The organism is Brevibacterium sp. UCMA 11752 (assembly GCF_021532235.1).
In the GTDB taxonomy this organism is placed as follows: domain Bacteria; phylum Actinomycetota; class Actinomycetes; order Actinomycetales; family Brevibacteriaceae; genus Brevibacterium; species Brevibacterium antiquum.
Genome location: NZ_JACBOS010000003.1, coordinates 3718626 through 3740958 on the forward strand (window position 1 = coordinate 3718626; position 22333 = coordinate 3740958).

Sequence of the window (22333 nt, forward strand, 5' to 3'; positions counted from 1 at the left end):
CAGTCAGTCGTCGGTGTTCTGGGGCGGCAGGGCCGCGATCAAGGGGTGGTCGCCGTCGATGACTCCGTGCGCGGCGGCTCCGCCCGGGGATCCGATGGTGTCGAAGAAGTCGACGTTCGCAGAGTAGTAGGCTTCCCATTCGTCGGGGACGTCGTCTTCGTAGAAGATCGCCTCGACGGGGCAGACGGGTTCGCAGGCGCCGCAGTCGACGCATTCCTCGGGATGGATGTAGAGCGAGCGGCTGCCCTCGTAGATGCAGTCGACGGGGCATTCGTCGATGCAGGCACGGTCCTTCAGGTCGACGCAGGGTTGGGCGATGATGTAGGTCATGGGTTCCTCATGAGTTCTGGCTCGGACACCTGCGCTGCGGCGAAGGCTCCGACGGCATACGGGCTCAAGGCCACGACGTCACCGGCGATGACAACGGCCGGTGAGCGGACACCTCGGCGTGCGGCCTGGAAGGCGATCGTATCGAGAGTGCCGACAGTGACCCGCTGGTTGTCTCCGAACCCGTCTTCGATGATCGCGACAGGGCAGTCTCCCCCGCGGGCGCCGCGGGCCAGAATCATCGCCGAATGCGCCAATGTGCCGATGCCCATGAGCACGACGACCGTGTGGTCGCGTCCTCCGCCGAGTTCGGTCAGCTGATCGTGGCCGGTGATGACCGTGTACGCAGTGGCCAGTCCCCTGTGAGTCAGCGGGATTCCGGCAACGGCAGGAACCGAGTTCGCACTCGTGACTCCCGGCACCACCTGCACCTCGACGCCGGCTTCGTGGCAGTGGGCGAGCTCTTCGCCGCCGCGGCCGAAGACGAACGGGTCTCCGCCCTTGAGCCGGACCACACGGCGCCCGGCGCGAGCCTGTTCGACGAGGATCTCATTGATCCGCTGCTGCGGAACCGGATGGTGCCCCGGGGTCTTGCCGACGTCGATGATCTCGGCGTCGAGTGACTCCCCGCGCTCGGTCTCGAGCTGGTCGATGACCGAACGCGCGCCGAGGCGGTCCGCAACGATAACCTCGGCCGCTTCCAACGCGCGCAGGCCTTTGACGGTCAGCAGGCCGAGATCACCGGGTCCCGCACCGATGAGCAGCACGCTGCCCGGTGCCTGAGGAGTGAAGAGACTCATGACACTTCGTCCTCGGGAGTGTGGATTCCTGCGGCCACGGTGGACCCGGTCTGCGGATCGATGATGAGGAAGCCGCCCGCGCGTCCGTGCTCGCGGAAGTCCGCGATCGGCAGGGCGGTGGCCAGCTTCACCTCGGCAGTGCCGATGTCGTTACCGGCGAGCACCTCGGCGGGTTCGGATCCTGAGGTCAGCAGGTTGTGCTTCGATTCGATCGTCACGATCGCCTTGACCGTCGAGGTGCCGGCCTTGACGAGCACCCGGTCACCGGAGCGCAGTCCCTCGGAGGTGAAGGGGAAGACCTCGGCCCGCAGTGCCTTGCGAGGTTCGGGCAGGCTTCCGGCAGCGGCGAGAACGCTGCCGCGCGCGGTGTCGATGTCGTCGGCCAGACGCAGCGCCACGGACAGCGGGGCGCCCGCGGTCTCCAGCGGGCCATTCGCCGTGTCGATGCCGACCACAGTGGTCCGCAGACCGGCCGGATGAACGTCGATCTCATCGCCGAGGCGGATCCGTCCTGACGTGACCTGGCCCGTCACCGCCCGGTAGTCGCGGAACTCATCAGGGTCGAGTCCCGGTGCCAGGCCGCCCTGCGGGCGCAGCACGGACTGCACGTCGAGGCGGAAGGGCTCGAGGTCGGCCGTGTCCTCTTCCTTGCTGGGCAGGTTCTCGAGCAGCTCCAGCAGCGCGGGACCCTGGTACCACGGCGTGTTCGCCGAAACCTCGGCCACATTGTCACCAGCCAGTGCAGAGACCGGGATCAGATGAGCCGAGTCGAGTCCGATCTCAGCCGTCAGCGCTTCGATCTCGGCCTTCACCTTCGCGTACGCCACCTGATCGTAGTCGAGGAGGTCGATCTTGTTGATCGCGAGGATGACGTGCCCGATGCCCAGACGGTGGACGACTGTGAGGTGGCGTCGGGTCTGTTCTGTGGCTCCGGTGCGCGCGTCGATGAGGACGACGACGGCGTCGGCGGTCGTCGCTCCGGTGACCATGTTCCGGGTGTACTGGACGTGTCCGGGGCAGTCGGCGAGGATGAACGACCGTTTGTCGGTGGCGAAGTAGCGGTAGGCGACGTCGATCGTGATGCCCTGTTCCCGTTCGGCCCGCAGGCCGTCGGTGAGCAGGGCGAAGTCGAATTCGCCTCCGACGAAGCCGCGTTCCTCACTGGTGCGTGTCACGGCTTCGAGCTGGTCGGCGAGGATTGCCTTCGCATCGTGGAGGAGTCGACCCACGAGCGTCGATTTGCCGTCGTCGACGGAGCCGGCCGTGGCGAAGCGCAGCAGCGTCTTCGTCTGCGTGGCAGCGGTGGTGTCTGGTGTCGTGGTCATCAGAAGTATCCGTCCTTCTTGCGGTCTTCCATCGCCGCGGCCGAGATCCGGTCGTCGGCGCGGGTCGCTCCGCGTTCTGTCACAGTGGTCACAGCCACCTCGGCGAGGACCGAGGAGATGTCGTCGGCGTCGGATTCCACGGCGCCCGTGCAGCTCATGTCGCCGACGGTGCGGTAGCGCACCGACTTGCGGATGACGGACTCGTCGGGCCGCGGGGCCGAGAACTCACCCGTTGACCACCACATGCCGTCGCGCTGGAAGACCTCGCGCTCGTGGGCGTAGTAGAGGTGGGGCAGGGCGATGTTCTCCCGGGCGATGTAGCTCCACACATCGAGTTCGGTGAAGTTCGAGATCGGGAACACGCGCACGTGCTCGCCATTGACATGGCGACCGTTGTAGAGGTTCCACAGCTCGGGGCGCTGATTGCTCGGATCCCACTGGCCGAATTCATCGCGCAGGGAGAAGATGCGCTCCTTGGCGCGGGCCTTGTCCTCATCACGGCGGGCTCCGCCGAAGACGGCGTCGTATCCGCCCTCGGCGATCGCGTCGATGAGCGGCTGGGTCTGCAGGGTGTTGCGGGTTCCGTCGGCGCGCTCGTGCAGGCGACCGTCGTCGATGTAGTCCTGGACCTTCGCCACGCTCAGGTCGATGCCGTAGCGCGCGGCGGTCTCATCGCGGAACTTCAGAATCTCCGGGAAGTTGTGGCCGGTATCGACGTGGAGAAGACCGAACGGGATCTTCGCAGGCCAGAAGGCCTTGGCCGCGAGGTGGAGGACGGTGACGGAATCCTTGCCGCCGGAGAACAGCAGCACTGGCTTCTCGAATTCGGCGGCGACCTCGCGGATGATGTGGATCGCTTCGGATTCGAGGACGTCGAGGGTGGACAGTGGTGTGTGATCGATGCTCATACGTGCAGCCCGCATTCTGTTTTCGAGGTTCCAGCCCAACGGCCGGCACGGGGGTCCTCCCCCTCGGCCACGGGGTTGGTGCAGGGCTGGCATCCGATGGACGGATATCCCTGCGACAGCAGTGGATTGACCGGCACGTCGAAGGCACCGGCGTAGTCGAGAAGATCGTCGAAGGACCAGGCAGCCAGAGGGTTGACCTTGACCAGCCCGTTCTTCTCATCGAAGGTCACCAGCGGCGTATTCGCGCGGGTCGGTGCTTCGTCCCGGCGGACTCCGGTGAACCAGAGTTCGTAGCCGGCCAAAGACTTCTTCAGGGGTGCGACCTTGCGCCGGGCGCAGCAGAGGCCGGGGTCGCGGTTGAACAGCTCGGCACCGAATTGGGCATCCTGCTGTGCCACGGTCTGTTCCGGGAGGACGTCGACGATGTTGACGTCGACCTTCGATGCCACCTCGTCGCGGGTCGAATAGGTCTCCGCGAAGTGGTAGCCGGTGTCGAGGAAGAGCACGTCGACGCCGGGCAGGTACTGGGCGACATAGTGCGGCAGGGCCGCGTCTGCCATCGAGCAGGCCACCGCGCAGGTGGAGGTCTCGAAGTTGCGTGAGACCCAGCGGATGACGTCGGCCGGGTTGGCCTCGGCCACCCCGTTGTCGGGATCGCCTGCCAGCTCCTTGGCCCCCGCCTCGGCGAGGGACTTGAGTTCCTCGATGTCGCGCCGGTGGCGGGTAGGCGTGGGCAGCGCTTCTGCGGTTCGGGTTTCCGTGGTGCTCATACCAACTCCTCATCGTCGACTCGGTGTGCCCATTCGGAGAACGTCTCCGTCTCGCCTCGCGCGTCGAGGAACCGGCGGACGAGCTTCTCGACGTAGTCGCTGAGGTTGTCGACCGTGACCTTGAGGCCGCGGACCGTGCGGCCGAGGCCGGCTTCGTCGCGGTCCTTCGAGGCCAACCCCCCGCCGACGTGGACCTGGAACCCGGGAACCTGCTCACCCTCGTCGGTCGTCACGATCTGACCCTTGAGCCCGATGTCGGCGGTCTGAATGCGTGCGCACGAATTCGGGCAGCCGTTGAGGTGGAGACTGATCGGGTGGGGCAGGTCGATACCCGCGAGGCGCTCTTCGAGCGTCGTCACCGCATCGGCGGCAGTCTGCTTAGTCTCGACGATCGCGAGCTTGCAGAATTCGATGCCGGTGCAGGCCATGGTCGAACGGCGGAACAGGTCCTTCCGGCTGGAGAGGCCGAGGGCATCGAGGCCTGCGACGACCTCGTCGATGTCTGCTTCGTCAATGTCGAGGAGCAGGACCTTCTGATGCGGAGTCGTGCGCAGTCGCGTGGATCCGAACTTCTGCGCCAGATCGGCGATCTGATTCAGCAGGGTGCCCGAGGCGCGACCTGCGATGAGGCTGACTCCGATGTAGTACTTTCCGTCGGCCTGCTTGTGCACGCCCACGTGATCGCCCGCTGTCATAGGCTTCTCCGGGGCAGGACCGTCGGCGAGCTTGTACCCGAGGTACTCGGTCTCGAGGACCTCACGGAACTTCTCCGGGCCCCATTCGGCGATGAGGAACTTCAGACGTGCCTTGTTGCGCAGACGGCGGAAACCGTAGTCGCGGAAGATCTCCGTCACGCCGAGCCAGGTCTCGACGACCTGGTCGGGCGCGACCCACACGCCGAGTCGCTCGGCGAATCGGGGAACCACCGACAGTGCTCCGCCGACCCACAGGTCGTAGCCGATGCCCTTCTCAGGATGTTCGACGGCGACGAACGAGCAGTCGTTGATCTCATGGACGACGTCCTGGCTGGGATGGCCGGTAATCGCCGTCTTGTACTTGCGGGGCAGGTTCGACAGACTCGGGTCGCCGATGTAGCGGCGCGAGATCTCTTCGATCGCCGGTGTCGGGTCGATGAGCTCATCGGCGGCGATGCCCGCCACGGGAGAACCGAGGATGACACGTGGGACGTCGCCGCAGGCCTCGGTCGTCTGCAGGCCCACGGATTCGAGGCGCTCCCAGATCTCGGGCACATTCTCGATTTCGATCCAGTGGAGCTGAATGTTCTGTCGATCGGTGAGGTCGGCACTGCCGCGGCCGAAGTCGTTCGAGATGCCCGCGATGGTGTGCAGCTGCTCGGTGGTGAGCTTGCCACCATCGATGCGGATCCGGAGCATGAAGTACTCATCCTCGAGCTCATGCGGCTCGAGCTTGGCCGTGCGGCCGCCATCGATGCCGGGCTTCCGCTGCGTATACAGTCCCCACCAGCGGAAACGAGCATGCAGATCATCGTCGGTGATCGAGGCGAAGCCGCCCTTCGAATACACCTCTTCGATCCGGGTGCGGACGTTGAGGCCGTTGTCCTCGGCCTTGTCGACTTCATTTTTGTTCAACGGTTCCTGACCGTCGATCTTCCACTGACCGTTTGACTTCTTCGGTCGGGCCGGCCGCGTGGAAGCCCCAGACCTCGGAGTCTGCTTGATCTCTTCTACATGTGCGGACACGATCGTCTCCAAACGCTGCTGTGAACCTTTGTTGAGTCACGCTACAAGAGATATCGATTGCTCAACAAATTAGGGTCCCCAATCGTGTCGTTTAGTGACACATGACGACATAAGTAGAACGATGACGATCCTGGTCGTAGAAATTGACCCCGGTTCAGAGTGCTGCGATTACCCGGTCACGAACGACGTCGACCAGCAATGGCGGGGTCTCCGCGCCGTCGTGGAGCAGCGGTCGAGCAAGGATCTCGCGAGAGCCGGAAATGAGCGTCGAAGTGAGATCCTGGAAGAATCCCGGCGCCAGAAGATAGCTCGAGAGCACTGTGCGTGCACCAGACCCACGTTTCTGCTCAACAATATCGCCCAGGCGGTCTCCCCCGCCGGCATGAAACCCTGCAACGACGGGCCTCGAGAGCTCATGAGCCAGAGATTCAGCCATGTCCAGGCAGGCATCGTTGGCTCTGTCGTCGCTTGATCCTGCGGCCGCGAGCACCACCTGGTCCTCGGCTTCGAGGTCCGGCAGACGCTCAGCCAGAATGCGGGCAAGACGAGGGTCCGGTCCCAGCGTCGGCGTCAATCGGATGTCACGACTCTCGGCTCGCACGCTCGCTTCGGGTCGGTCAGCGCCTGGCTTCGTTCGTCCATCGGCGCCTCCCGCGGCACGGACGGCTTCAGCGAGGTCGACATGCACGTGATAGCCCGGGGAGAGCAGCAGCGGTACGAGGATCACTGGGGCATCGGACGGCAGGGTCGAGAGCACCTCGGCGACATCAGGGTGCTGGACATCGACGTGGCCGAGCATCACCTCGGCGGCCAGTCCTCGGCAGTGCAGATCCTCGGTGACGGCGCAGGCGAGCGCTTCGATGACCCTGCGCCCCTCTGGCGACGAGGTGCCGTGGGAGATGAGACCGATCGATGGCAGGGTCATTCAGATCACTTCCAGTGGCAGCGGCGATGTCGGGGCGGGGAATGCACGATCGATGTCAGCGAGGTCATCACTCGTCAGATCGATGTCGACCGCTGCAGCGTTGGCCCGCACATGGTCTGGGCTTGAGGCCTTGGGTATCGCGATGACGTCACCGGACCGGATCGCCCAGGCCAGGAGTATCTGGGCGGTGGTCGCGTCGTGACGGCGGGCCACCTCGGCGAGGGTGGGATCTTTAAGCAGCTGCCCTTGTTCCACGGGCGAATACGCCATCGTCGTGATGTGCGGTCGGCTGTCGCGGTGGGCGGGCAGAAGGTCGAACTCCGGACCCCGGCGGGACGGGTTGAGCAGGACCTGGTTGATCAGCGGCACCGCGGGCAGGTCCGCGATCTCGGCCGGGTCGAAGTTGCTCACGCCCCAGGCTCCGATGAGTCCCCGTTCGCGGAGTCTCTCGAAGGCGGCGATCGTCTCCTCCACCGGGTATGAGCCTGGCCAGTGGAGGAGGTAGAGGTCGATGTGGTCGGTTCCGAGGACAGCCAGGGACCGCTCACAGGCCTCGATCGTACCGGATTCCGAGGCATTCGTCGGCAGCACCTTGTCGACGAGGAACACCTCCTCCCGCACGGGTGCGATCGCCTCTCCGACGAGGTTCTCGGATCGTCCGGAACCGTACATCTCCGCGGTGTCGACGAGGCTCAGGCCCAGCTCGATTCCTTCGCGCAGCGCCGCGATCTCGGTGATTCGCTGCCCAGGATCGTCGCCGATGTGCCAGGTGCCCTGTCCGAGGAGCGGAAGGGCAGTGCCTTCGGCCGTTGTCGTAGTGGGGATCATCCGGTCATCGTAGTCGAGACCAGGGCGGTGGCGGGGGTCAGACGTCATGTGCCTGGATGGACACATGTGTCTCCGGAACTGAACAGCGAAAGCCTTCGGTGTCGGTGCAGTGATGGCAGAATCGTCAATGAACGAACAACGCCCGTGGTGTCAGATGAGTCATCCCTGGCACTGATGAATTCCGATGAGGAGCAACACGATGAATCCGATGCAGAAGTCACTCTCGCGACCAGGAGCAGTCATCGCCGCGGCTGGTGTCGCATTGGCCCTGACGCTGAGCGGCTGCGGCGGAGGTGATGAGAAGAAGACCGACGAGACCGCGCAGAGTGAAGAGACCAAGGCCCCGGGTGCCATGCAGGGCGAGGCTGCTGAGACGGAAGAGTCCACAGAGGCTGGACAGTCGGATGCCGCGAAGCCGGAACCCAGCAAGACCCAGCATGAGGATCCCTTCAAAGATTCCCCGAAAGCCACCTCCTGGGCCAGCGACGACGGGATCAAGGTCAACAAGGAAGGCGACGGAACGGTGCCGAAGGCATCACTTGAAGCCGACATCGACGACCTGTTCAAGAACAAGTTCAAGATGAAGGTCAAGGCGGTCGAGTGCAGAGACGATATGAAGATCATGGACTGGTGGGGCCTGACGAGCTGCGAGGTTCAAACGAAGAAGAAGACGTACTTCGGCTCGGTCAAACTCGTCGACCACAAGAACGATATGGTCAAGTACGAGGTCAAGTTCCCCGGCCTCGACCCGAGCGAAGTCGACTTCTAGTCCGAATCCCACCAGTCCAGAACTCGGGTTGCCTGGAGGGTCACCCACTTCGACGGTTCACCTCTCGGCACGTCGATGTGGAACCAGACGTCGCCGTCGAGCCGGTGCCCCTGCAGCCAGGTCCCGTCGTCTTGACGCTGCGATCTGATGACCTCGATCGCCTCTGCCATGCGCGGATCGGGACCGGTGCCGTCTGCCGCCGCCCGGAAGCAGTCCGCCTCCCGGAAGTAGTCGGCCGCAGCGAGGACGTTGTAATAGGCTCGCCGAGGATGGGCGAGGCTGAATGCGCGATCGTAGAAGGGTTCCCCAGTCGAGAGCCTGCGGAAGAGCTCACGACGCAGCAGGTATTCCTCGCCTCGGGCCCTTGCGGCCGCCACCCGCTCAACATCGCCGGTTCGCACCTGATAGTCGAGGAGTCCGATCAGGGCATTGAGCGTGGAATGGTAAGAGGCCACCCTCGACCCTTCCACCCATTCGCAGTTCCAGCCTCCGTCGTCGAGTTGATGGTCGAGGAACCAGTCGACGATCCCATCGACATCGGCACCGAGCCACAGACCGTTCGACAGCGTCATCGCATTGATGCAGACGTCGACTTCCCCGCCCCAATAGGGCATGTCTTCGTATTCCCACTTCACCGGCGCCAGCTTCTCCGCTGTTCCCTCCAGCGCCGAGGCGGGAACTCCCCAGTCTCGAAGCTGATTGAGCGCCCAAGTCGTGGCCGTCCACGGCTGAGCCTCTTCGCCCCTGAAGTCCGACGGAAAGTACGCACCCCCGGCCCATTGCCCGTCAGCATCCTGATAGCTGAGAAGCTCACGGCCGAATCCTTCGGTCGGCACCTTCGCCCGCGTTTCCCTCCAACCGTCTTCATCGAGGCTCAACAGGTCGCGCTCGACCTGCCAGCGCAGGGCCGGGTCGGAGTCCAGGAGCCAGTTGCTGAGCCGAGTGTCGATCATCGTTGATTCCCTCCGGTGGGCAAGTGTGTGACCTGAGTCTACGTCCGGAACAATCAACTTTGGGATCGGTCGGGATGCCAGGCTATGGTGTCGGCTATGGCACTTCAGGATGCGATCTTGGCCGCGATCTCGAATGGCGAGGCCTCCGGATACGACGTGGCGAAGGCATTCGACGTGACCGTCTCGAACTTCTGGGCCGCCTCGCCGCAGCAGCTCTACCGCGAGCTCGACAAGATGGAGGCGGCCGGCCTCATCGAGGCCCGAGCTGTCCACCAGCAGAAACGACCGAACAAACGACTGTTCTCCCTCACCGACTCCGGCCGTGCCGCTTTGCACGACTTCACGATCCGCACCCCCAAACCGACCGCCATCCGCGACGAACTGCTCGTCCAGGTCGAGTCGATGGAGCTCGGTGACGCCGCATCGATCACGGCCAATGTGCACGACAAGCTCGAGGCTTCGAAGAGGAAGCTGAAGAACTACGAGCAGACTCGCAGCCACCTGCTCGATGGCCGGAGCGAACGGGACTACCTCGCCGAGGCGGATCATCTCGGCCCGTACCTCACCTTGGCGCGGGGGATCGCCTTCGAAGAGGAGAATATCCGCTGGTGCGAGTTCGTGCTGGCGACACTCGCAGACCGGACGGCAAACTCCTAACGTCAGTCGGCGACGATCGGCCCCAGGTCGGGACGTTTGGCCGCTCGACCGTCCCCTGACGACTTGCCGGTCAGTCGTCGATAGATCCAAGGCCGTACGTGTTTCCACCACCAGTTTGCTTCGGTGCTGACTGTGCGCGGTGACACTGGCCCGTCAGGGGCGCCCAGGAAGTCGAAGTCGATCGGCAGGCCGAAGCCGGCAGCTGCGGCACAGGCGAGCCGCTCGTGACCCAGTGCGGCCAAGTGAAGGCGATCTTCGTCCCAAGCCCGGGGATCTTCGAAAACCGAATTCGTGGTATCGGTCAACGGCAGGACTCCGTGGGTATCGACGAGGTGCTGGTAGATCGCATTGAGTCGCAGTCGTCGGGTGTTGATCAGTCGTCCGGCCGGCGAGACTCCGGCGATATTGGGGATGGGGACCACGAAGACCTCGGCGCCAGCAGAGATCAGTGGCTCGACGATCCCGGCGAGGGCACTCTTCAGGGCGCCGAAATCGACCCGGGGCCGCATGATGTCATTCATTCCGGCGGTCAGAGTCACGAAGCTGGGCCGCAGCGCAATGGCCGTCTGGACCTGCGTGTCGACGATCTGGGCTGTCTTGTAACCGCGCACGGCCAGATTCGCATAGTGAATTGGCCGATCCTGTCCGTAGTGCGCTGTCAGAAGTGCGGCCAGGCGATCGGTCCAGCCTCGCGGACTGCCATCGGGCCAGGGTTCGTCACCGACACCCTCGGAGAGGCTGTCCCCGATCGCAACGTATCGCAGCGGAAGCGTGGGATCACCGCTCACAGTGTCGCCGTCATCAGGGTCCGCCCGCACAAAGGCCGACAACGAAGATCCTGCGGTCCGTGCAGATGTGGAAAGAGGTCTTTCATCACAGGCTCCATTAGTCAACAAGTTGAGTAACGATCATCCTAGCTTCACGGCAATCGCGGGTCCACCGAAAACAATCACCCTGAAGATTCAATTATTCAGGTAACCTTGTTTTTTATGAAGGAGTCAACCTCCGAACGCCGCCGCAACCGGCGCGAAGCGATCACCCTGATGATCCTCGTCCTGTGCGTCCACTCCTGCTTCAAACTCCTCGGCTGGGGCTCACAGGATCTGTCATGGTGGCAGGTCCTCTTGGTTGCCCCGGTGTCCGCGGCCATCTACTGGGCCTTGTGCAGCACATTTCGGAAGTTCGCGGCGGAATTCGCACCAGAGGACGTCACTGCGCAGCCGCACGAGTGAGCGGTGAATCAGAAGAACCCCCACCCAGCAGGTGGAGGTTCTTCTGTCAGTGTAGCGGGAGGGTGCCCCTATGGTTTTCGTCAAGGGGTGACGGGGACTTCTTCGAATAGTCTTGCCGGCTGATGCTGGGCAGTACTGATTGGTCCGGGACCGGAGTCTCGGACTGGACGTGGGCGCTTGTGAGCCTGTCTACGCGGCGGTGGCCTCCATCGGTACGTGGAAATAGGCACCGTCACGCAGCATCGCGAACAACACGTTGCAGCGTCGACGAGCCAGCGCGATCAGGGCCTGGTTATGCTTCTTGCCCTGGGCACGTTTTCGGTCGTAATACGCCCTCGACAACGGGTCCTTCAACGCTGCGAATGCCGATAGGAATAGCGCCCGTTTGAGCACTTTGTTGCCCCGGCGGGACGAATGATCACCACGGATCGACGTCCCCGATCTCCACGTCACCGGTGCCAAACCGGCGTAAGAGGCCAAGTGCCCGGCGGTGGCGAAGTCCTTGCCCACGACCTCGGTCAGGATTCTCGCCGCTGTCCTGACGCCGACTGCCGGCATCGACGTCAGGAGCTCGAAAAGAGGATGCGATTCCACCAACTCCTCGATCCGTGCAAAGACCTCGTCCCGCGACGACCTCGTCTGAGCCAAAGCTGTGGCCAGTTGCGGTAGGACGATCCCTGCCGCATCGGTGCCCGCGACCACCACAGTCTGCTCTTCCAAGGCGGTGAAAATCGCTGTCGCCCAGCGTTTCCACGCTCTGGGTGCGTGTTTGGCCAGCAGTGTCTCAACCCGGCGTTTACCGGCCCGACGTAAAGCCTTCGGAGTCGGATACTTCACCAGCAGCGCCGTCATCGCAGGATGGTCCAAGTGAGCACCGATGACAGCCTCCAGTCCGGGATGGATCTGTGTCAGCAGACCACGAATCCTGTTCGATGTTGCCGTGGCCAGTTTCGCGAGATCGTCGTCGTAACCGCACAACATGGAAAGCTCTGCGACGTTTTCATCACTGACCCGAATCCCCCGCAAGGTATGCGGCATGGTCCGACCTGAGTTGCTTCACTTTAGTACCCCGGCCCGGGCCCGAAACTTTCGACGCTGCTAATTAGCTCGGCAACGTTTGGCGGGACTTCGGGTGGGAACACGAGCTCCTGCCCATCGATCTCACCCACGAACTCACGTAGTGGCCGCAACGTGGTGATGACCTTCTTCAACGACAACCCTGTGGCTTCTTGCATGAACCTCGCGACCGCCAACGCCGTGAACACGACCGTCAAGTGCGCCTCAATCGCGTCCCGTGTGCGATGAAAGATCGGACGGGCTCGAAGGTCGGTCTTCGACATCCGAAAAGACTGCTCGACATGCCATAGATCATGATAGGAACCCACGACTTCACGGGCGGTCATGACCTTGGCCTCGATGTTAGTGACGTACCCCTTCCACCCGGCCAGACCCATTGCTTTGTCATAGCTGGACTCGTCGAAGACCTTCGTCGACCCCTTCGTCTTCACGAACCATGCGGCTTTCGGCTTCGACTCCCCATCAATGATCCGCATCGCCCGATTACGCTGCAGATTCAGTGTTTCCCTGTCCCGCACAGCGCGTTTGCACCGGTATTGCCACACTGCCCGCCACGCCCTCGGATGCTCAACCGGTGACCACACGGGCTCAGCACGAGTCAGCGTCCGGTTCTTGTCCAAGCCGACTGTGGCCCTTGGGGTCAGCGTATCGACGAGCTGCCCATCATCAGTGTTGGTGCCGTTCCAGGTGAAGAACGTCGCCAGATCATTCGGTGCTTTCGTCTGCCGCGAACCGACGATGAACCGTAGCCCGGCATCATCGAGTTCCTTGAGGTTCGCGGCTGAGAGCATCCCGGCATCAGCAACGATGACCATGTCCGTGACGCCGTGGCGGTTTTGGAAGTCTTTGACGATCGGAATCATCGTGAACGTTTCTGCCTTGTTGCCTTCGAAGCACCCGATCTCTAACGGAAATCCGGTCCGATCGACGAGGAGGCCGACCACGATCTGTGGATCGACGCGGCGTTCCTTGGAGTACCCGACCTTGCGGAGCCTGTCTTCCTTCTCTGCTTCAAAATATAAGGTTTATGCCGATGTTTTGATTATGCCGATCAATGAGTCGTCGTCCCTGGTCAGATCGTGAACGTCTAGCGGAAACATCGGCATAATCAGAGTTCGTGTAGCCACGCGAGGATGTCAGGTTCTGGCTTGTAGACTCCTGGCCGTGTATCAAGCGGTCGTGTCCGATCAAGTGCAGTCTGCTTGATCGTCATATCGGCGTGGAGATACACGTCTGTCGATTGGGTTCGCTGGTGTCCCATCCACAAGGCGATGACTGAGATATCGACTCCTCCGGCGAGTAAGCTCATCGCGGCTGTGTGACGCAGGGTGTGCATGGTGATGTGTTTCCTGGCCAGACTCGGACAGTTCGCGGCTGCTGCCGCGACGTGAATGCGGAGCCTGTGTTCGATGGCGTCGCGGGAGAGCTCGTTGCCGTGTGGCCCGCAGAACAGCGCAGTTCCGGGCCGGTTCTTGCGGTCGTCGATGTAGGCTCTCATCACGGTTTCGGTTGGGGTTGTCATTGGTGTGACTCGCCGACGTCGGCCTTTCCCTAAGCATGTGACGCCGGCACCAGCACCGAAGTGGATGTTGGTGAGAGTGAGGCTGATGAGTTCGCTGATCCTCAGTCCTGTTTGGACCGCGAGGACGAGCAAGGCGTAGTCGCGTCGGCCCGTCCACCGGTTATGGTCGGGTGCATTGATCAGCGCTGTCGATTCTTCACCGGTGAGGAACTCGACATCCGAGCGTGGTCCGCGTTTGGGTGGAATCGCTAAGACCTGTGCCAGGGTGCCAGCGTGGTCGAGCTGGTTGGGCAATGCACGGGTGAGGACTGCGCGGATGGCGGTCAGGCGGGCGTTTCTCGTCGCGATGGTGTTGCCCCGGTCGTTTTCGAGGTGATCGAGGAACGCGGAGACGTTGGCCGCGTCGATGTGGCCGAAGTCGAGAAGATCGGGCCGAGTGTTGATTTCTGCTGCGAGGAAGGTCAGCAGCATCCGCCACGTATCCCGGTAGGCGGTGATGGTGTGTGGTGAGAGGCTACGTTGGTTGTGAGCGAATGTCGTGAAGTAGGCCTGCAAGTGCTGGGAGAGCATGGTCATGATTGTGGTCCTTCCACACGGGAGGGTTCGAGCCGATGCGCAGCGGCTGCGAGGAGTTCGGGAGCGGCACTGAGATACCAGTAAGTGTGTTCGGGGCTGGAATGGCCCAACCATGTCGAGAGCAGGCTCAGGGTTCTGGCGGGGTCGTGTCCATGCGTGTATGCCGCGATCATGTGCTTGGTGGCGAATGTGTGGCGCAGGTCGTGCATTCGGGGCCGTTTCTGGTCGGCAGGCACCAGCTGGAGGTCGTCGACGAGGGCGGCGAAGTGCTGTTCGATGGTTTCGAGGACGAAATCGGTGCCGCGAGCGTTGACAAAGATCGGGCCGGTCGGAGACGGACGGGTTGCTAAGCGTTCGGCACAGGAGAGGTACGTGGTGATGGCCGTCGTTGTGCTTGGGTGCAGAAGCACGTAACGGTCTCGTGGTGTCTTACGGCCGTGGACGAGGAGAACATGGGTGTCGACGTCGAGATCGGCAACCCTGAGGCGAAGGGCTTCACCCACCCGCATTCCAGTGGCGGCGAGCAACCCGATGATCGTGTGCATCGTCACCGCCACTCTGGGGTGGGCATAGAACGTCGGACAAGAGTTCAGGAGACGATCGAGGTCGGTTTGTGAGTAGATGTAGGGGATGCGTCGTGTTGTCGGAGTCGGCAGTAATCCTTTCGGGATCAAAGGGATGTCTTCGCCGCGGGCATTGAGCCACGCGGCGAAGGGGCGAATCGCTGTCAGCCGTTGCGACCACCACACAGGAGCCGTGTTCGGACGGTTCCTGGCCCAGTCGACGGCGTCGTCGACTGTGAACGTCTGAGTCTTCGTCTGATCGGTTACCCAGTTGCAGAAATTGCGGAGCAGGTACTCGGTGGTCTTGAGTTCGTATCCCAGGCTGCGTCGTTGCCCCAGATAGGAGTTGAGTTCGTCGAGGAGATTCATTCCGGTACTCTCCCAAACGGTATGGTCAGGTCGCGCAGGGAGTTGAGATCGACTCTTGCGTAGACACTGGTGATCGCTGCGTTCTGATGCCCGAGCAGTTCTTGTGCTTCGGTCAGGCTGCCGCCGGTGGCGATGACGTGCATCGCCGCTGTGTGGCGCAGCCGGTGAGCATGGACAAGACCGAGTCCAGCGTTGTCGGCCCGATGTTTGACGATGTCGGAGATTCCCGCGCCGGTCAACCCGTGGATGGGTGTTCGTGCGCGGACGAACACGGCCCGGTCCGTCGCGTCACTGGGGCGCACCCGCAGCCAGGCGATGAGGCTGTCGCCGACATCATGCGGGATCGGCAGAGTGAGCCGACGGTGTCCCTTACCCACGACGGTCAGTGATCCTGTTGCCCAGTTGAGACCATCCAGTTGCAGCCCGGCGCATTCCCCGGCACGTAGTCCCAGTCGCCATAGGAGGCAAATGACCGCGGCATCGCGAATCCCGATGACAGTGCGTTGGTTGCAGGCAGTCAGGAGGGTTTGGACCTGACCAGTCGAGAGTCCGCGAGGCATGGTGGCCCGTGAGGTTCGGGCTTGAAGGATCGCGGGTGCAAGGTCGCGGTCGATGCGTCCTGTGGCCAGCGCCCATCGCATGAGAGAACGGATTGAGTCGATGATCGCTGTACGCGAGGCCGGGGCGTATCCAGTACAGCGTTGTCCCACATAGGTGTTGAGCAGCGTCGGGGTGCAAGAACTCCAATCGATTTCGGTGCTCGTGTGTGTAAGAGAATCGACGAGCTCTGTCGCCCACATGCGTCGATATCGGATGCAGCCGTCGCTGATGTTGCGTGTGCGTCGTTGCCAATCAGCCCATGCGGCAAGTTGTCCTTCGGTCGCGTTGTGCAGAGGCGGAGACTGCTTCCCATCTGGAGGTCGGGGCCGTTTGCGAGGGGCGTCAGCATCGGTGAGGAGCCTTGATTCGATGAAGAAGCGGCGCAACACCGGAAGTCTTACGGTCACGATCGTGTGTCCTGGCGTTGTTGGACCATAGTGTGTTTGAAAATCGTTGAGAACGCTGGGGGTCAGATCAGTCGTTGTCAGGTTGTGGTCGTCCATCCAGGCGCTGAGGCCGCGAGCGACCCCCAATACTTGGGGCACCATGGTGCGGGCATATCCCTGGCTGGTCATCCACGAGCTGAGTTCATCGATCGTGGCTGTCAGTGGGCCCCGGGCAGTCAGGGGCATGATTCTTTTCATCGAGGGTTCCTCCAATTGGTTGGGTGGAGGTTCACCATGCCTGTTATGCCGATGTTTCCGCTAGACGTTCACGATCTGACCAGGGACGACGACTCATTGATCGGCATAATCAAAACATCGGCATAAACGCCATTATGCCGACGTCGGCATAATAAGGTGGTCACGTCATAAAGGATCAGCGAGATCCCGGTCGTCGCGACTGAGTAGTCGAAGCATTTGCCTGCAATGGTCTCTCGATAGGAGTCGGCATTGATCCGTTGCAGACACGGGGTGAAAGTGCTGCGGTGTTTGACATCGGCACCGAGTTCGTCGAGGACACGAATGCTGTCAGTCTTCGACGTGGGTTCGACGAGCCTTGCGAGCACGAGCTGGAAGATTGCTATGTCATCGACCACGTCGAATCCGAGTCTGTCGTAGGCGGTGCGGATCGTGTCGATGAGCAGCCGTGATGCTGATCCCTTCACTCGCCGGCGCGACGTTGTCGAGACGTTGCCGCCGGTGTCGAGGTCGAGGGCTCGTTGTCCGGTGGACTCGTTGATCTTTTCCCGGCCGGCTTCTTCGAGTGCTGCGAGTTGGGCTGGGGTGTGAACGGAGCCGAGGTGTTCGATGACGGTGAGTTTGCCGTGGCGTTTCGTCACGATCTGGACCGCGGTTGCCCCAGATGCGGTCGGGACTTTCCTCAGTCGCAGGCTCATGCCTTCATTCTACGGACCCGATTAGTGTCCCAAATTCCCTACATACAGTCCGGTCACCAGGAGATATGCCGTCGAATCATTCAAAATCGGCCAAAGTGAAGCAAGTCAGGTCAGTTGCGTCGAGGTGTCTTACGATCATGCCCGTAGCTAAACCTGGGGCACGGGAGATTTACCAGGGACGACACGCGAGAATCTGAGTGCAAGTTGACGAACGCGAACAGCCCCCGGCCATTCAGGCTCAGGGGCTGCTTGCTTCGACTACCAACAAATAGCGGATACGCGCCGAGGCTCGATCGAAGCCTGGTGCCTCACGATGTCATTCGACGATGAAGTTGCTCAGGCCAGCGATCCTCAGGATGAACGGTGCGATCGACATCAGAACCAGAACCGATGAGATCACCCAGAGCCACACCATCTTTGCCTTATGCGAGCGGACGCTCGTGCCTAAAGCAAACAAAGGGCTAAGTAAGGGCAGACCGTAGAAGATCGGTGTCAACACAAATGCGAGTGCGAGGAAGCCGATGAACTTCCATTCCGTCTTTGAGAGGAATCGTTCGCGCTGATCGGTCGCCATATCTTGCACCTGCATCTGTTTAGTCCTGACTGCGTTGATGATTGATTCAATATTAGCCGCCGACCTGCCAGGTTTTGACTGCCCCTGACTTGGACGTGCGGTAGTGAAGGCCCACGCCGAGAGTGATCGGACTTCCCTTCACGAAGAGCGAAGCGTCGAACCGGTAGTACGAATCCGCATAGGTGCCAGCCTTGGGTTTGGTGCACCGGGTTGGCTTGACAGACCAGCCAACCTGCCACGAACCTTCGGAGTGGCAAGTGTGATATCCGGTCTTACCCTTATACTTCTTGACCCAAGCTTTCGAACCATTCCAGTAGGTTCTACCTGCATGCTTCTCATAGTTGGAGCCGCCCCAATAGGCGTGCTTCCACTTCTTGCTCTTTATCTTCCCTGCTTTCGCAGCCTCAACGACCAGAGCAGTTTCCTGCTCGCCCATGTTCTCGGTGGCAGCGAACGCCTTGGCTTCTGCTGGGTCGACCGTTTCAGTAGCGCCTTCTTCGACGGTGACCTTGCCTTCGCAGAGCTCGAGGTCTTTGGCTTCCGCCGATTGGCCAACCTTCTCGTAGGCTTCCTCGACTTGTTTCACACAGGATTCGTCGACGAAGTTGGTGGTCGACACTTTGTGCAACGTAGCGGGTGTGCTTGCCTGCGCAGGGACTACGGTTCCCAGCAGTAGAGCTGCAGAGCTGAGTATCGAAGCGACTACTGTGACGCTTCTTGTGGTTGCGGTCATTCGCACATCCTTTCTTGATGTACCCGCAACTGTATGAGTCGGTGCAGCGTCTCCACATCGCACGTAAGTATGAAGTTCAGTCGACCGTGCCAAACTTGCCTATATGGTTCCTGGCACCGTGAACGAACTGTCCGCGCATGATCGGTTGATCCTCGTTTTGGAGAAGACCGCGTTGTCTGCCGCAGCCCGCGAAGAGTTGTGCCGGCGCATCAACCTGCCGGTCGAGAAGTACACTGTTGTGCTCGAGGGGCTGGTCGATACGGATGCTGCCTACAGCTACGCCCCGGATGTTGTGGACCGGGTCAGGAGGTAGCGGGCGGAACGGTTCGCGTTCGAACGCCGGCAAGGCCGATGGAAAGCGTTTCTGCAGTAGCTCGTCGCGGCCACGCAGGACGTAGTTCTCCGGGATAGGGTGTTGGGATGACTACGGCAAACTTTGGTGATTTCAATAGCGAGTTCAACAAGAAGCTCGCGGCCCAAATCGCAAAGATGATGAGCGCACAGTTCAAGAATTTTCAGTTTCTACATTCGCCTGCAGTTGAAGTCATGCGAAAGCAGATGTCCGAGATGGCTTCAATGAACCAACTCAACGACAGCATCCGCGAGATTACCGCGGCAAGCATGCCGCCCGTGCCGAAGATCAATATAAAGATGCCACAGCTGGGCTATTTGGACGACTTCTCTAAGCAGTACGGTCGGATGATCTTCGACAGGACGGAAGTGGGCCGTCGTTTCAACCTTGAAGCCGTGCAATCGATTGTAAAGGGAGTTGAAGACGGTTCAGTTGTCGTCGACGAGGCGACTGCCCTTGGCCAGAATCCCGACCTCGCTGCCGCTCTGGAAAAGGATTGGCAGGAGCTCACCGTCGAAGCTGACTCCGACCTGTCGGAGTTTCAGCGGCGCATTCTGAGACAATCCTTGATTGTTTTGAGTTTAGCCCTGATGACCTGCGTGATCTATATAGCTACTGGGAGCTTGGTGTCTGACTTGCCTGAGTTCCCGAAATGGTTCTCTGCGGCCCTTGGCGCGTATGGCCTAAAGGGTATCCCCGAGTCGGCTGTCAGGTGGGCAGGTTACGACGAACACGAAGATGGAAGGGACTGAGTTGCGTCCGAATTTTAGCGATCGGCAGGTGAGATTCACTTAAAACCTGTCCACAGGGTCGTTGCCCTTGATGTACTGGCCACTGCCGAGCAGCCAGGCCCGGTGCGCGATGCCCTACCAGTGGCGGTTGCGGTTCGACCCGTAGCGGCGGGTGATGTAGTCGCTCATGGTCACCACTTCTTCTGGTTCCGTGCGGCGATTACGGCGCGAGCGTCTTCCCGCCATAATTCCCGAATCTCTTCGAGCGTCGTTCCCCATATGACGGGCCTCTCCGCTGGTCCGTGGTTTCGTGCCCAGATCGCCTCGGCCGCCCTGTCCACTGATTCCGGCGTTTCCAGGGCTGATCGTTGCCATGCTGCGCCTTCCTCGAACCAGCTTCCCTGCTCCTCTCCAGCTGCGCGTTCGTAAGCTCTCGCTGCCGCTTTGCCGTCCCAGCTCATGCGTTCTCCTTAGGGCCCTCGATTTCATGCTTGGATGAGCTTATGGACACCTCAGACTTCATTGCCACAGCCTCTGCCGTCATCGCGCTCCTCGCACTGTTCGCCACGATCGTGACCACAATCGCTCAGGTTCAGAGCCGCAAGAGAGAACGTCGACTCGATGAGTGGCGAGCGGTGAACTTTCGGAAGCTGAAAAGTGAGCCCGGTGAGTTGCGCGTCGAACACATCGGATATGACCCTGCCGAAACAGCGGTCGTTGTGTGGTGGGCCGAAGGTATGCCTGAGGACGAACGAGACTGGCAGGGCCTCGGGACGGTGGTTCCTTGGCAGATCATCACTTTGACTCCTCCCGACCCGTCGTATTCGATTGCAACAGTGTCGTGGGAGAAGCCTCGAACTAGATCCAAAAACGACCATTCGCGTCAGTTCCCGATCGAGCACCTGGATACCGGTCCTCAATGATCCGCGCCGGGGCCAGTTCATTGCTTCTCCTCCCCGGACTCTTCGGTTAAAGTTCTTGAAACGGTTGACATGGAGGTCTCCTCATGTGGGTAGTAGTCGGCATCCTTCTGGCCATCGCACTCATATGTTGGTTGGTGGCGAAATTTCTCACGCCATCGAGTCCTCAGCAGCCTGTCGACACCATTGCACCGGATACCTCTGATCTGACTAATACCGGCGCTTCGGCCAGCGAAACGTGGCTCTCGAAAGAAGAAGCTGATTCCGAACTGGTTCGTGACTCCGCTGGAACACTCGCCTTCCGAGTTGAGCGCCGCGAAGGCGAGTACCGGTTCGTCAGCGAAGAGTCCGGTAAGCAGCCCTCCCCCGGCAACCTGGCCCTGGCACGGCTTGGGATCTTTTATCTGAATGTTCGAGGGTGGAAGAACTACCCTGCCGCACGGCTGAAAGTCGGCGATCATATCGACCTTCGCCGTGAACCTGAGAACAAGTACGATCCGAACGCGATTGCTGTCGCTCGTCCCGGTTCGAAGCACATTTACGGATACGTCAACCGGGGGTTTGCCCGTCGTCTCGCGAAGCCCTTCGACTCCGGCAAAGAGTTCGTAGGGGTGGTGATGGGTCGGGCGGGCATCACGATCGCGGTTATGCCGGCTGAGGTTGCTGCGGAATTGGACCTGTAGCTTCCGCCGATGCCTGCCGCGTGCGCCAGCCTGGACCAAGGTGGTCTCGATCTTATCCCGCAGTTCGTCACTCATTGATTGCTTCCTCAATCTCAGCCAATGCGACACTACGGATCAGTTCGGCGCCGTCCCCATCGCGCACACCCGCGTCCAATACTTCGAGCACGTTCTCTACCGCTGTCAGCAGGGCCGGGAGCGTGTTATGCGCATCCACGATTGCGAGAACGTTCTCGCCGTCGAGGGGGTCACAGCAGGCGTGCGCAGGGTCGGAGTCCCACGCCTCGCCTACCCTTTGGATGGACAGACTTGCGTAGGTGTCTCCCCACGCTTCGTCCTCTTCTTTCGCCCAGGGCCCTTCTGTTGCTGCGTCGTGGATGCGTCGGCGTTCCTTGATCCACTCGGTCAGGTCAGTCATCGTTCTCGCCTCCGAACGCCCAGTGGCACCAGCATTCGCAATCGTCGTGGTGCACATAGTTTCCGTTCTTGTCGTACTCGATGCATTCGTCAGCAGTCATCGCTCTCGCCTCCCGGTGCCTTCACGCCAGCCCGCACTAGAGCTTCAGCCAATGCCTGCGGTTCGGAGTTGTAGGTGTACTCGCTGATGATCTCCGCCAGCTTCTCAGCCTCAGTCGGCTCCGGGACGACGGTGATGCCGAGGCGTTTAGCGAAGTTGTCAATGTAAACAACCGCCGTGTCATCGATCCTGCATTCGTCAGCGATCTTGTCTAGCTCGCCCTCCGTGATTGTTCGTCCGGGCACATGTTCGGGGTGACTATCCAGGAACCGCAGTGCATCACAGATCCCTGCACGGCGTTCTTGTCCCGGGATCGTGCCGTAGTAGTCGGAGATTTGCGGTTCCAGGTCGATGTAGTTGCTCATGGTCATAGCTTCCTTTCACTTACGGGACTTTTCCCAGCCCTGACACGCGGTTGGTGAGGTTCAGTTTCTACCCCAACGTTTGGTGAGGTTGCGTGAGGTTCGGGCTTAGGATTGCTGGTGTTTGAGGTTCCGCCGGAGTCTCTGTGCGCCTCGCTGAGCCGTTTTCGTGTCGCCCATGACTCCACGTGTGGTTCGAGGAT

The 22333-nt window shown here is 61.2% G+C and carries 25 protein-coding genes and 3 pseudogenes; 7 read left to right on the plus strand and 21 right to left on the minus strand.

Annotated features, from left to right (window positions below; all coding sequences use genetic code 11):
- Window positions 1-3: 3 nt before the first annotated feature.
- The 8 genes from fdxA to HU144_RS16755 form a co-directional block, all read right to left on the minus strand.
- Entirely contained in the window at window positions 4-330 is a 327-nt protein-coding gene (fdxA, locus tag HU144_RS16720) for a ferredoxin (RefSeq protein WP_235344086.1), read from the minus strand.
- The gene (gene cobA / locus HU144_RS16725; RefSeq protein ID WP_235352259.1) at window positions 327-1127 is read right to left on the minus strand and encodes a uroporphyrinogen-III C-methyltransferase; all 801 of its coding nucleotides are present in this window, start codon (window positions 1125-1127) and stop codon (window positions 327-329) included. The genes fdxA and cobA overlap by 4 nt, the downstream gene beginning before the upstream one ends.
- The gene (locus HU144_RS16730) at window positions 1124-2452 is read right to left on the minus strand and encodes a sulfate adenylyltransferase subunit 1 (protein WP_235352260.1); all 1329 of its coding nucleotides are present in this window, start codon (window positions 2450-2452) and stop codon (window positions 1124-1126) included. Before HU144_RS16730 ends, cobA begins: the two co-directional genes overlap by 4 nt.
- Complete coding sequence (gene cysD, locus HU144_RS16735) at window positions 2452-3360, minus strand: sulfate adenylyltransferase subunit CysD (RefSeq protein WP_235352261.1); 909 nt, start codon at window positions 3358-3360, stop codon at window positions 2452-2454. The genes HU144_RS16730 and cysD overlap by 1 nt, the downstream gene beginning before the upstream one ends.
- Window positions 3357-4130: a phosphoadenylyl-sulfate reductase gene (locus HU144_RS16740; protein ID WP_235352262.1), complete on the minus strand. Its 774-nt coding sequence runs from the start codon at window positions 4128-4130 to the stop codon at window positions 3357-3359. The genes cysD and HU144_RS16740 overlap by 4 nt, the downstream gene beginning before the upstream one ends.
- Window positions 4127-5851 carry a nitrite/sulfite reductase gene (locus HU144_RS16745; RefSeq protein ID WP_442862664.1) on the minus strand — a complete coding sequence of 575 codons (1725 nt, stop codon included), beginning with the start codon at window positions 5849-5851 and terminating at the stop codon, window positions 4127-4129. The genes HU144_RS16740 and HU144_RS16745 overlap by 4 nt, the downstream gene beginning before the upstream one ends.
- A gap of 154 nt (window positions 5852-6005) precedes the next feature.
- The gene (locus tag HU144_RS16750; protein ID WP_235352263.1) at window positions 6006-6776 is read right to left on the minus strand and encodes a sirohydrochlorin chelatase; all 771 of its coding nucleotides are present in this window, start codon (window positions 6774-6776) and stop codon (window positions 6006-6008) included.
- The gene (locus tag HU144_RS16755; RefSeq protein ID WP_328284307.1) at window positions 6777-7652 is read right to left on the minus strand and encodes an aldo/keto reductase; all 876 of its coding nucleotides are present in this window, start codon (window positions 7650-7652) and stop codon (window positions 6777-6779) included. It lies immediately after the preceding gene.
- Window positions 7653-7803: 151 nt separating this feature from the next.
- Here HU144_RS16755 and HU144_RS16760 point away from each other — a divergent pair, with 151 nt between their 5' ends.
- Window positions 7804-8373, plus strand: a complete 570-nt coding sequence (locus HU144_RS16760) for a hypothetical protein (protein WP_235352264.1) — start codon at window positions 7804-7806, stop codon at window positions 8371-8373.
- On the opposite strand, the gene HU144_RS16765 is transcribed toward HU144_RS16760, so the two are convergent.
- Window positions 8370-9326, minus strand: coding sequence for a squalene cyclase (locus tag HU144_RS16765; protein ID WP_235352265.1), 957 nt, complete (start codon window positions 9324-9326; stop codon window positions 8370-8372). The genes HU144_RS16760 and HU144_RS16765 overlap by 4 nt on opposite strands.
- A 96-nt stretch (window positions 9327-9422) precedes the next feature.
- On the opposite strand from HU144_RS16765, the gene HU144_RS16770 reads away from it, so the two are divergent.
- Entirely contained in the window at window positions 9423-9983 is a 561-nt protein-coding gene (locus tag HU144_RS16770) for a PadR family transcriptional regulator (RefSeq protein ID WP_235352266.1), read from the plus strand.
- Window positions 9984-9985: 2 nt separating this feature from the next.
- Here HU144_RS16770 and HU144_RS16775 read toward each other — a convergent pair whose 3' ends face one another.
- Complete coding sequence (locus HU144_RS16775) at window positions 9986-10771, minus strand: SGNH/GDSL hydrolase family protein (RefSeq protein WP_235352267.1); 786 nt, start codon at window positions 10769-10771, stop codon at window positions 9986-9988.
- 201 nt (window positions 10772-10972) lie between these two features.
- Between HU144_RS16775 and HU144_RS16780 the strand changes: the two genes are divergently transcribed.
- On the plus strand, window positions 10973-11215 hold the full coding sequence (locus HU144_RS16780; protein ID WP_235352268.1) for a hypothetical protein: 243 nt from the start codon (window positions 10973-10975) through the stop codon (window positions 11213-11215).
- 189 nt (window positions 11216-11404) lie between these two features.
- On the opposite strand, the pseudogene HU144_RS16785 reads toward HU144_RS16780, so the two are convergent.
- From HU144_RS16785 to HU144_RS16820, 8 genes and pseudogenes are all read right to left on the minus strand, one after another.
- Window positions 11405-12271, minus strand: a pseudogene (locus HU144_RS16785) (IS110 family transposase); the annotation flags it as partial.
- Window positions 12272-12276: 5 nt separating this feature from the next.
- A pseudogene (locus HU144_RS16790) lies at window positions 12277-13317 on the minus strand (IS1634 family transposase); the annotation flags it as partial.
- An 83-nt stretch (window positions 13318-13400) separates the two neighbouring features.
- Window positions 13401-14390 (minus strand): tyrosine-type recombinase/integrase, encoded by a 990-nt coding sequence (locus tag HU144_RS16795; protein WP_235349691.1) that lies wholly within the window; start codon window positions 14388-14390, stop codon window positions 13401-13403.
- Complete coding sequence (locus HU144_RS16800; protein ID WP_235349690.1) at window positions 14387-15322, minus strand: tyrosine-type recombinase/integrase; 936 nt, start codon at window positions 15320-15322, stop codon at window positions 14387-14389. Before HU144_RS16800 ends, HU144_RS16795 begins: the two co-directional genes overlap by 4 nt.
- Window positions 15319-16566 carry a tyrosine-type recombinase/integrase gene (locus HU144_RS16805; RefSeq protein ID WP_235349689.1) on the minus strand — a complete coding sequence of 416 codons (1248 nt, stop codon included), beginning with the start codon at window positions 16564-16566 and terminating at the stop codon, window positions 15319-15321. The genes HU144_RS16800 and HU144_RS16805 overlap by 4 nt, the downstream gene beginning before the upstream one ends.
- Window positions 16567-16718: 152 nt before the next feature.
- Window positions 16719-17261: pseudogene (locus HU144_RS16810) on the minus strand (IS1634 family transposase); the annotation flags it as partial.
- 316 nt (window positions 17262-17577) lie between these two features.
- Window positions 17578-17835, minus strand: coding sequence for a hypothetical protein (locus HU144_RS16815; protein WP_235352270.1), 258 nt, complete (start codon window positions 17833-17835; stop codon window positions 17578-17580).
- A 52-nt stretch (window positions 17836-17887) separates the two neighbouring features.
- Entirely contained in the window at window positions 17888-18568 is a 681-nt protein-coding gene (locus tag HU144_RS16820; RefSeq protein WP_235352271.1) for a hypothetical protein, read from the minus strand.
- 103 nt (window positions 18569-18671) lie between these two features.
- On the opposite strand from HU144_RS16820, the gene HU144_RS16825 reads away from it, so the two are divergent.
- Together HU144_RS16825 and HU144_RS16830 are read left to right on the plus strand one after the other, a co-directional pair.
- Window positions 18672-18881: a DUF3263 domain-containing protein gene (locus HU144_RS16825; RefSeq protein WP_235352272.1), complete on the plus strand. Its 210-nt coding sequence runs from the start codon at window positions 18672-18674 to the stop codon at window positions 18879-18881.
- A 107-nt stretch (window positions 18882-18988) separates the two neighbouring features.
- Window positions 18989-19672, plus strand: coding sequence for a hypothetical protein (locus HU144_RS16830; RefSeq protein ID WP_235352273.1), 684 nt, complete (start codon window positions 18989-18991; stop codon window positions 19670-19672).
- Window positions 19673-19842: 170 nt separating this feature from the next.
- Here HU144_RS16830 and HU144_RS16835 read toward each other — a convergent pair whose 3' ends face one another.
- On the minus strand, window positions 19843-20112 hold the full coding sequence (locus HU144_RS16835; RefSeq protein ID WP_235352274.1) for a hypothetical protein: 270 nt from the start codon (window positions 20110-20112) through the stop codon (window positions 19843-19845).
- 42 nt (window positions 20113-20154) lie between these two features.
- Here HU144_RS16835 and HU144_RS16840 point away from each other — a divergent pair, with 42 nt between their 5' ends.
- Window positions 20155-20574 carry a hypothetical protein gene (locus HU144_RS16840; protein ID WP_235352275.1) on the plus strand — a complete coding sequence of 140 codons (420 nt, stop codon included), beginning with the start codon at window positions 20155-20157 and terminating at the stop codon, window positions 20572-20574.
- Between the two features lie 83 nt (window positions 20575-20657).
- Window positions 20658-21254: an HIRAN domain-containing protein gene (locus HU144_RS16845; RefSeq protein WP_235352276.1), complete on the plus strand. Its 597-nt coding sequence runs from the start codon at window positions 20658-20660 to the stop codon at window positions 21252-21254.
- A 67-nt stretch (window positions 21255-21321) separates the two neighbouring features.
- Here HU144_RS16845 and HU144_RS16850 read toward each other — a convergent pair whose 3' ends face one another.
- Entirely contained in the window at window positions 21322-21669 is a 348-nt protein-coding gene (locus HU144_RS16850; RefSeq protein ID WP_235352277.1) for a hypothetical protein, read from the minus strand.
- Between the two features lie 89 nt (window positions 21670-21758).
- Window positions 21759-22133 (minus strand): hypothetical protein, encoded by a 375-nt coding sequence (locus HU144_RS16855; RefSeq protein WP_235352278.1) that lies wholly within the window; start codon window positions 22131-22133, stop codon window positions 21759-21761.
- Window positions 22134-22333 lie beyond the last annotated feature (200 nt).

What these genes read in the sequence shown, in the direction of transcription:
- fdxA (WP_235344086.1), bottom strand. Translation starts at nt 330, where the DNA reads ATGACCTACATCATCGCCCAACCCTGCGTCGACCTGAAGGACCGTGCC.
- cobA (WP_235352259.1), bottom strand. Translation starts at nt 1,127, where the DNA reads ATGAGTCTCTTCACTCCTCAGGCACCGGGCAGCGTGCTGCTCATCGGT.
- HU144_RS16730 (WP_235352260.1), bottom strand. Translation starts at nt 2,452, where the DNA reads ATGACCACGACACCAGACACCACCGCTGCCACGCAGACGAAGACGCTG.
- cysD (WP_235352261.1), bottom strand. Translation starts at nt 3,360, where the DNA reads ATGAGCATCGATCACACACCACTGTCCACCCTCGACGTCCTCGAATCC.
- HU144_RS16740 (WP_235352262.1), bottom strand. Translation starts at nt 4,130, where the DNA reads ATGAGCACCACGGAAACCCGAACCGCAGAAGCGCTGCCCACGCCTACC.
- HU144_RS16750 (WP_235352263.1), bottom strand. Translation starts at nt 6,776, where the DNA reads ATGACCCTGCCATCGATCGGTCTCATCTCCCACGGCACCTCGTCGCCA.
- HU144_RS16755 (WP_328284307.1), bottom strand. Translation starts at nt 7,652, where the DNA reads ATGACGTCTGACCCCCGCCACCGCCCTGGTCTCGACTACGATGACCGG.
- HU144_RS16760 (WP_235352264.1), top strand. Translation starts at nt 7,804, where the DNA reads ATGAATCCGATGCAGAAGTCACTCTCGCGACCAGGAGCAGTCATCGCC.
- HU144_RS16765 (WP_235352265.1), bottom strand. Translation starts at nt 9,326, where the DNA reads ATGATCGACACTCGGCTCAGCAACTGGCTCCTGGACTCCGACCCGGCC.
- HU144_RS16770 (WP_235352266.1), top strand. Translation starts at nt 9,423, where the DNA reads ATGGCACTTCAGGATGCGATCTTGGCCGCGATCTCGAATGGCGAGGCC.
- HU144_RS16780 (WP_235352268.1), top strand. Translation starts at nt 10,973, where the DNA reads ATGAAGGAGTCAACCTCCGAACGCCGCCGCAACCGGCGCGAAGCGATC.
- HU144_RS16795 (WP_235349691.1), bottom strand. Translation starts at nt 14,390, where the DNA reads ATGACCATGCTCTCCCAGCACTTGCAGGCCTACTTCACGACATTCGCT.
- HU144_RS16800 (WP_235349690.1), bottom strand. Translation starts at nt 15,322, where the DNA reads ATGAATCTCCTCGACGAACTCAACTCCTATCTGGGGCAACGACGCAGC.
- HU144_RS16805 (WP_235349689.1), bottom strand. Translation starts at nt 16,566, where the DNA reads ATGAAAAGAATCATGCCCCTGACTGCCCGGGGCCCACTGACAGCCACG.
- HU144_RS16815 (WP_235352270.1), bottom strand. Translation starts at nt 17,835, where the DNA reads ATGGCGACCGATCAGCGCGAACGATTCCTCTCAAAGACGGAATGGAAG.
- HU144_RS16820 (WP_235352271.1), bottom strand. Translation starts at nt 18,568, where the DNA reads ATGACCGCAACCACAAGAAGCGTCACAGTAGTCGCTTCGATACTCAGC.
- HU144_RS16825 (WP_235352272.1), top strand. Translation starts at nt 18,672, where the DNA reads ATGGTTCCTGGCACCGTGAACGAACTGTCCGCGCATGATCGGTTGATC.
- HU144_RS16830 (WP_235352273.1), top strand. Translation starts at nt 18,989, where the DNA reads ATGACTACGGCAAACTTTGGTGATTTCAATAGCGAGTTCAACAAGAAG.
- HU144_RS16835 (WP_235352274.1), bottom strand. Translation starts at nt 20,112, where the DNA reads ATGAGCTGGGACGGCAAAGCGGCAGCGAGAGCTTACGAACGCGCAGCT.
- HU144_RS16840 (WP_235352275.1), top strand. Translation starts at nt 20,155, where the DNA reads ATGGACACCTCAGACTTCATTGCCACAGCCTCTGCCGTCATCGCGCTC.
- HU144_RS16845 (WP_235352276.1), top strand. Translation starts at nt 20,658, where the DNA reads ATGTGGGTAGTAGTCGGCATCCTTCTGGCCATCGCACTCATATGTTGG.
- HU144_RS16850 (WP_235352277.1), bottom strand. Translation starts at nt 21,669, where the DNA reads ATGACTGACCTGACCGAGTGGATCAAGGAACGCCGACGCATCCACGAC.
- HU144_RS16855 (WP_235352278.1), bottom strand. Translation starts at nt 22,133, where the DNA reads ATGAGCAACTACATCGACCTGGAACCGCAAATCTCCGACTACTACGGC.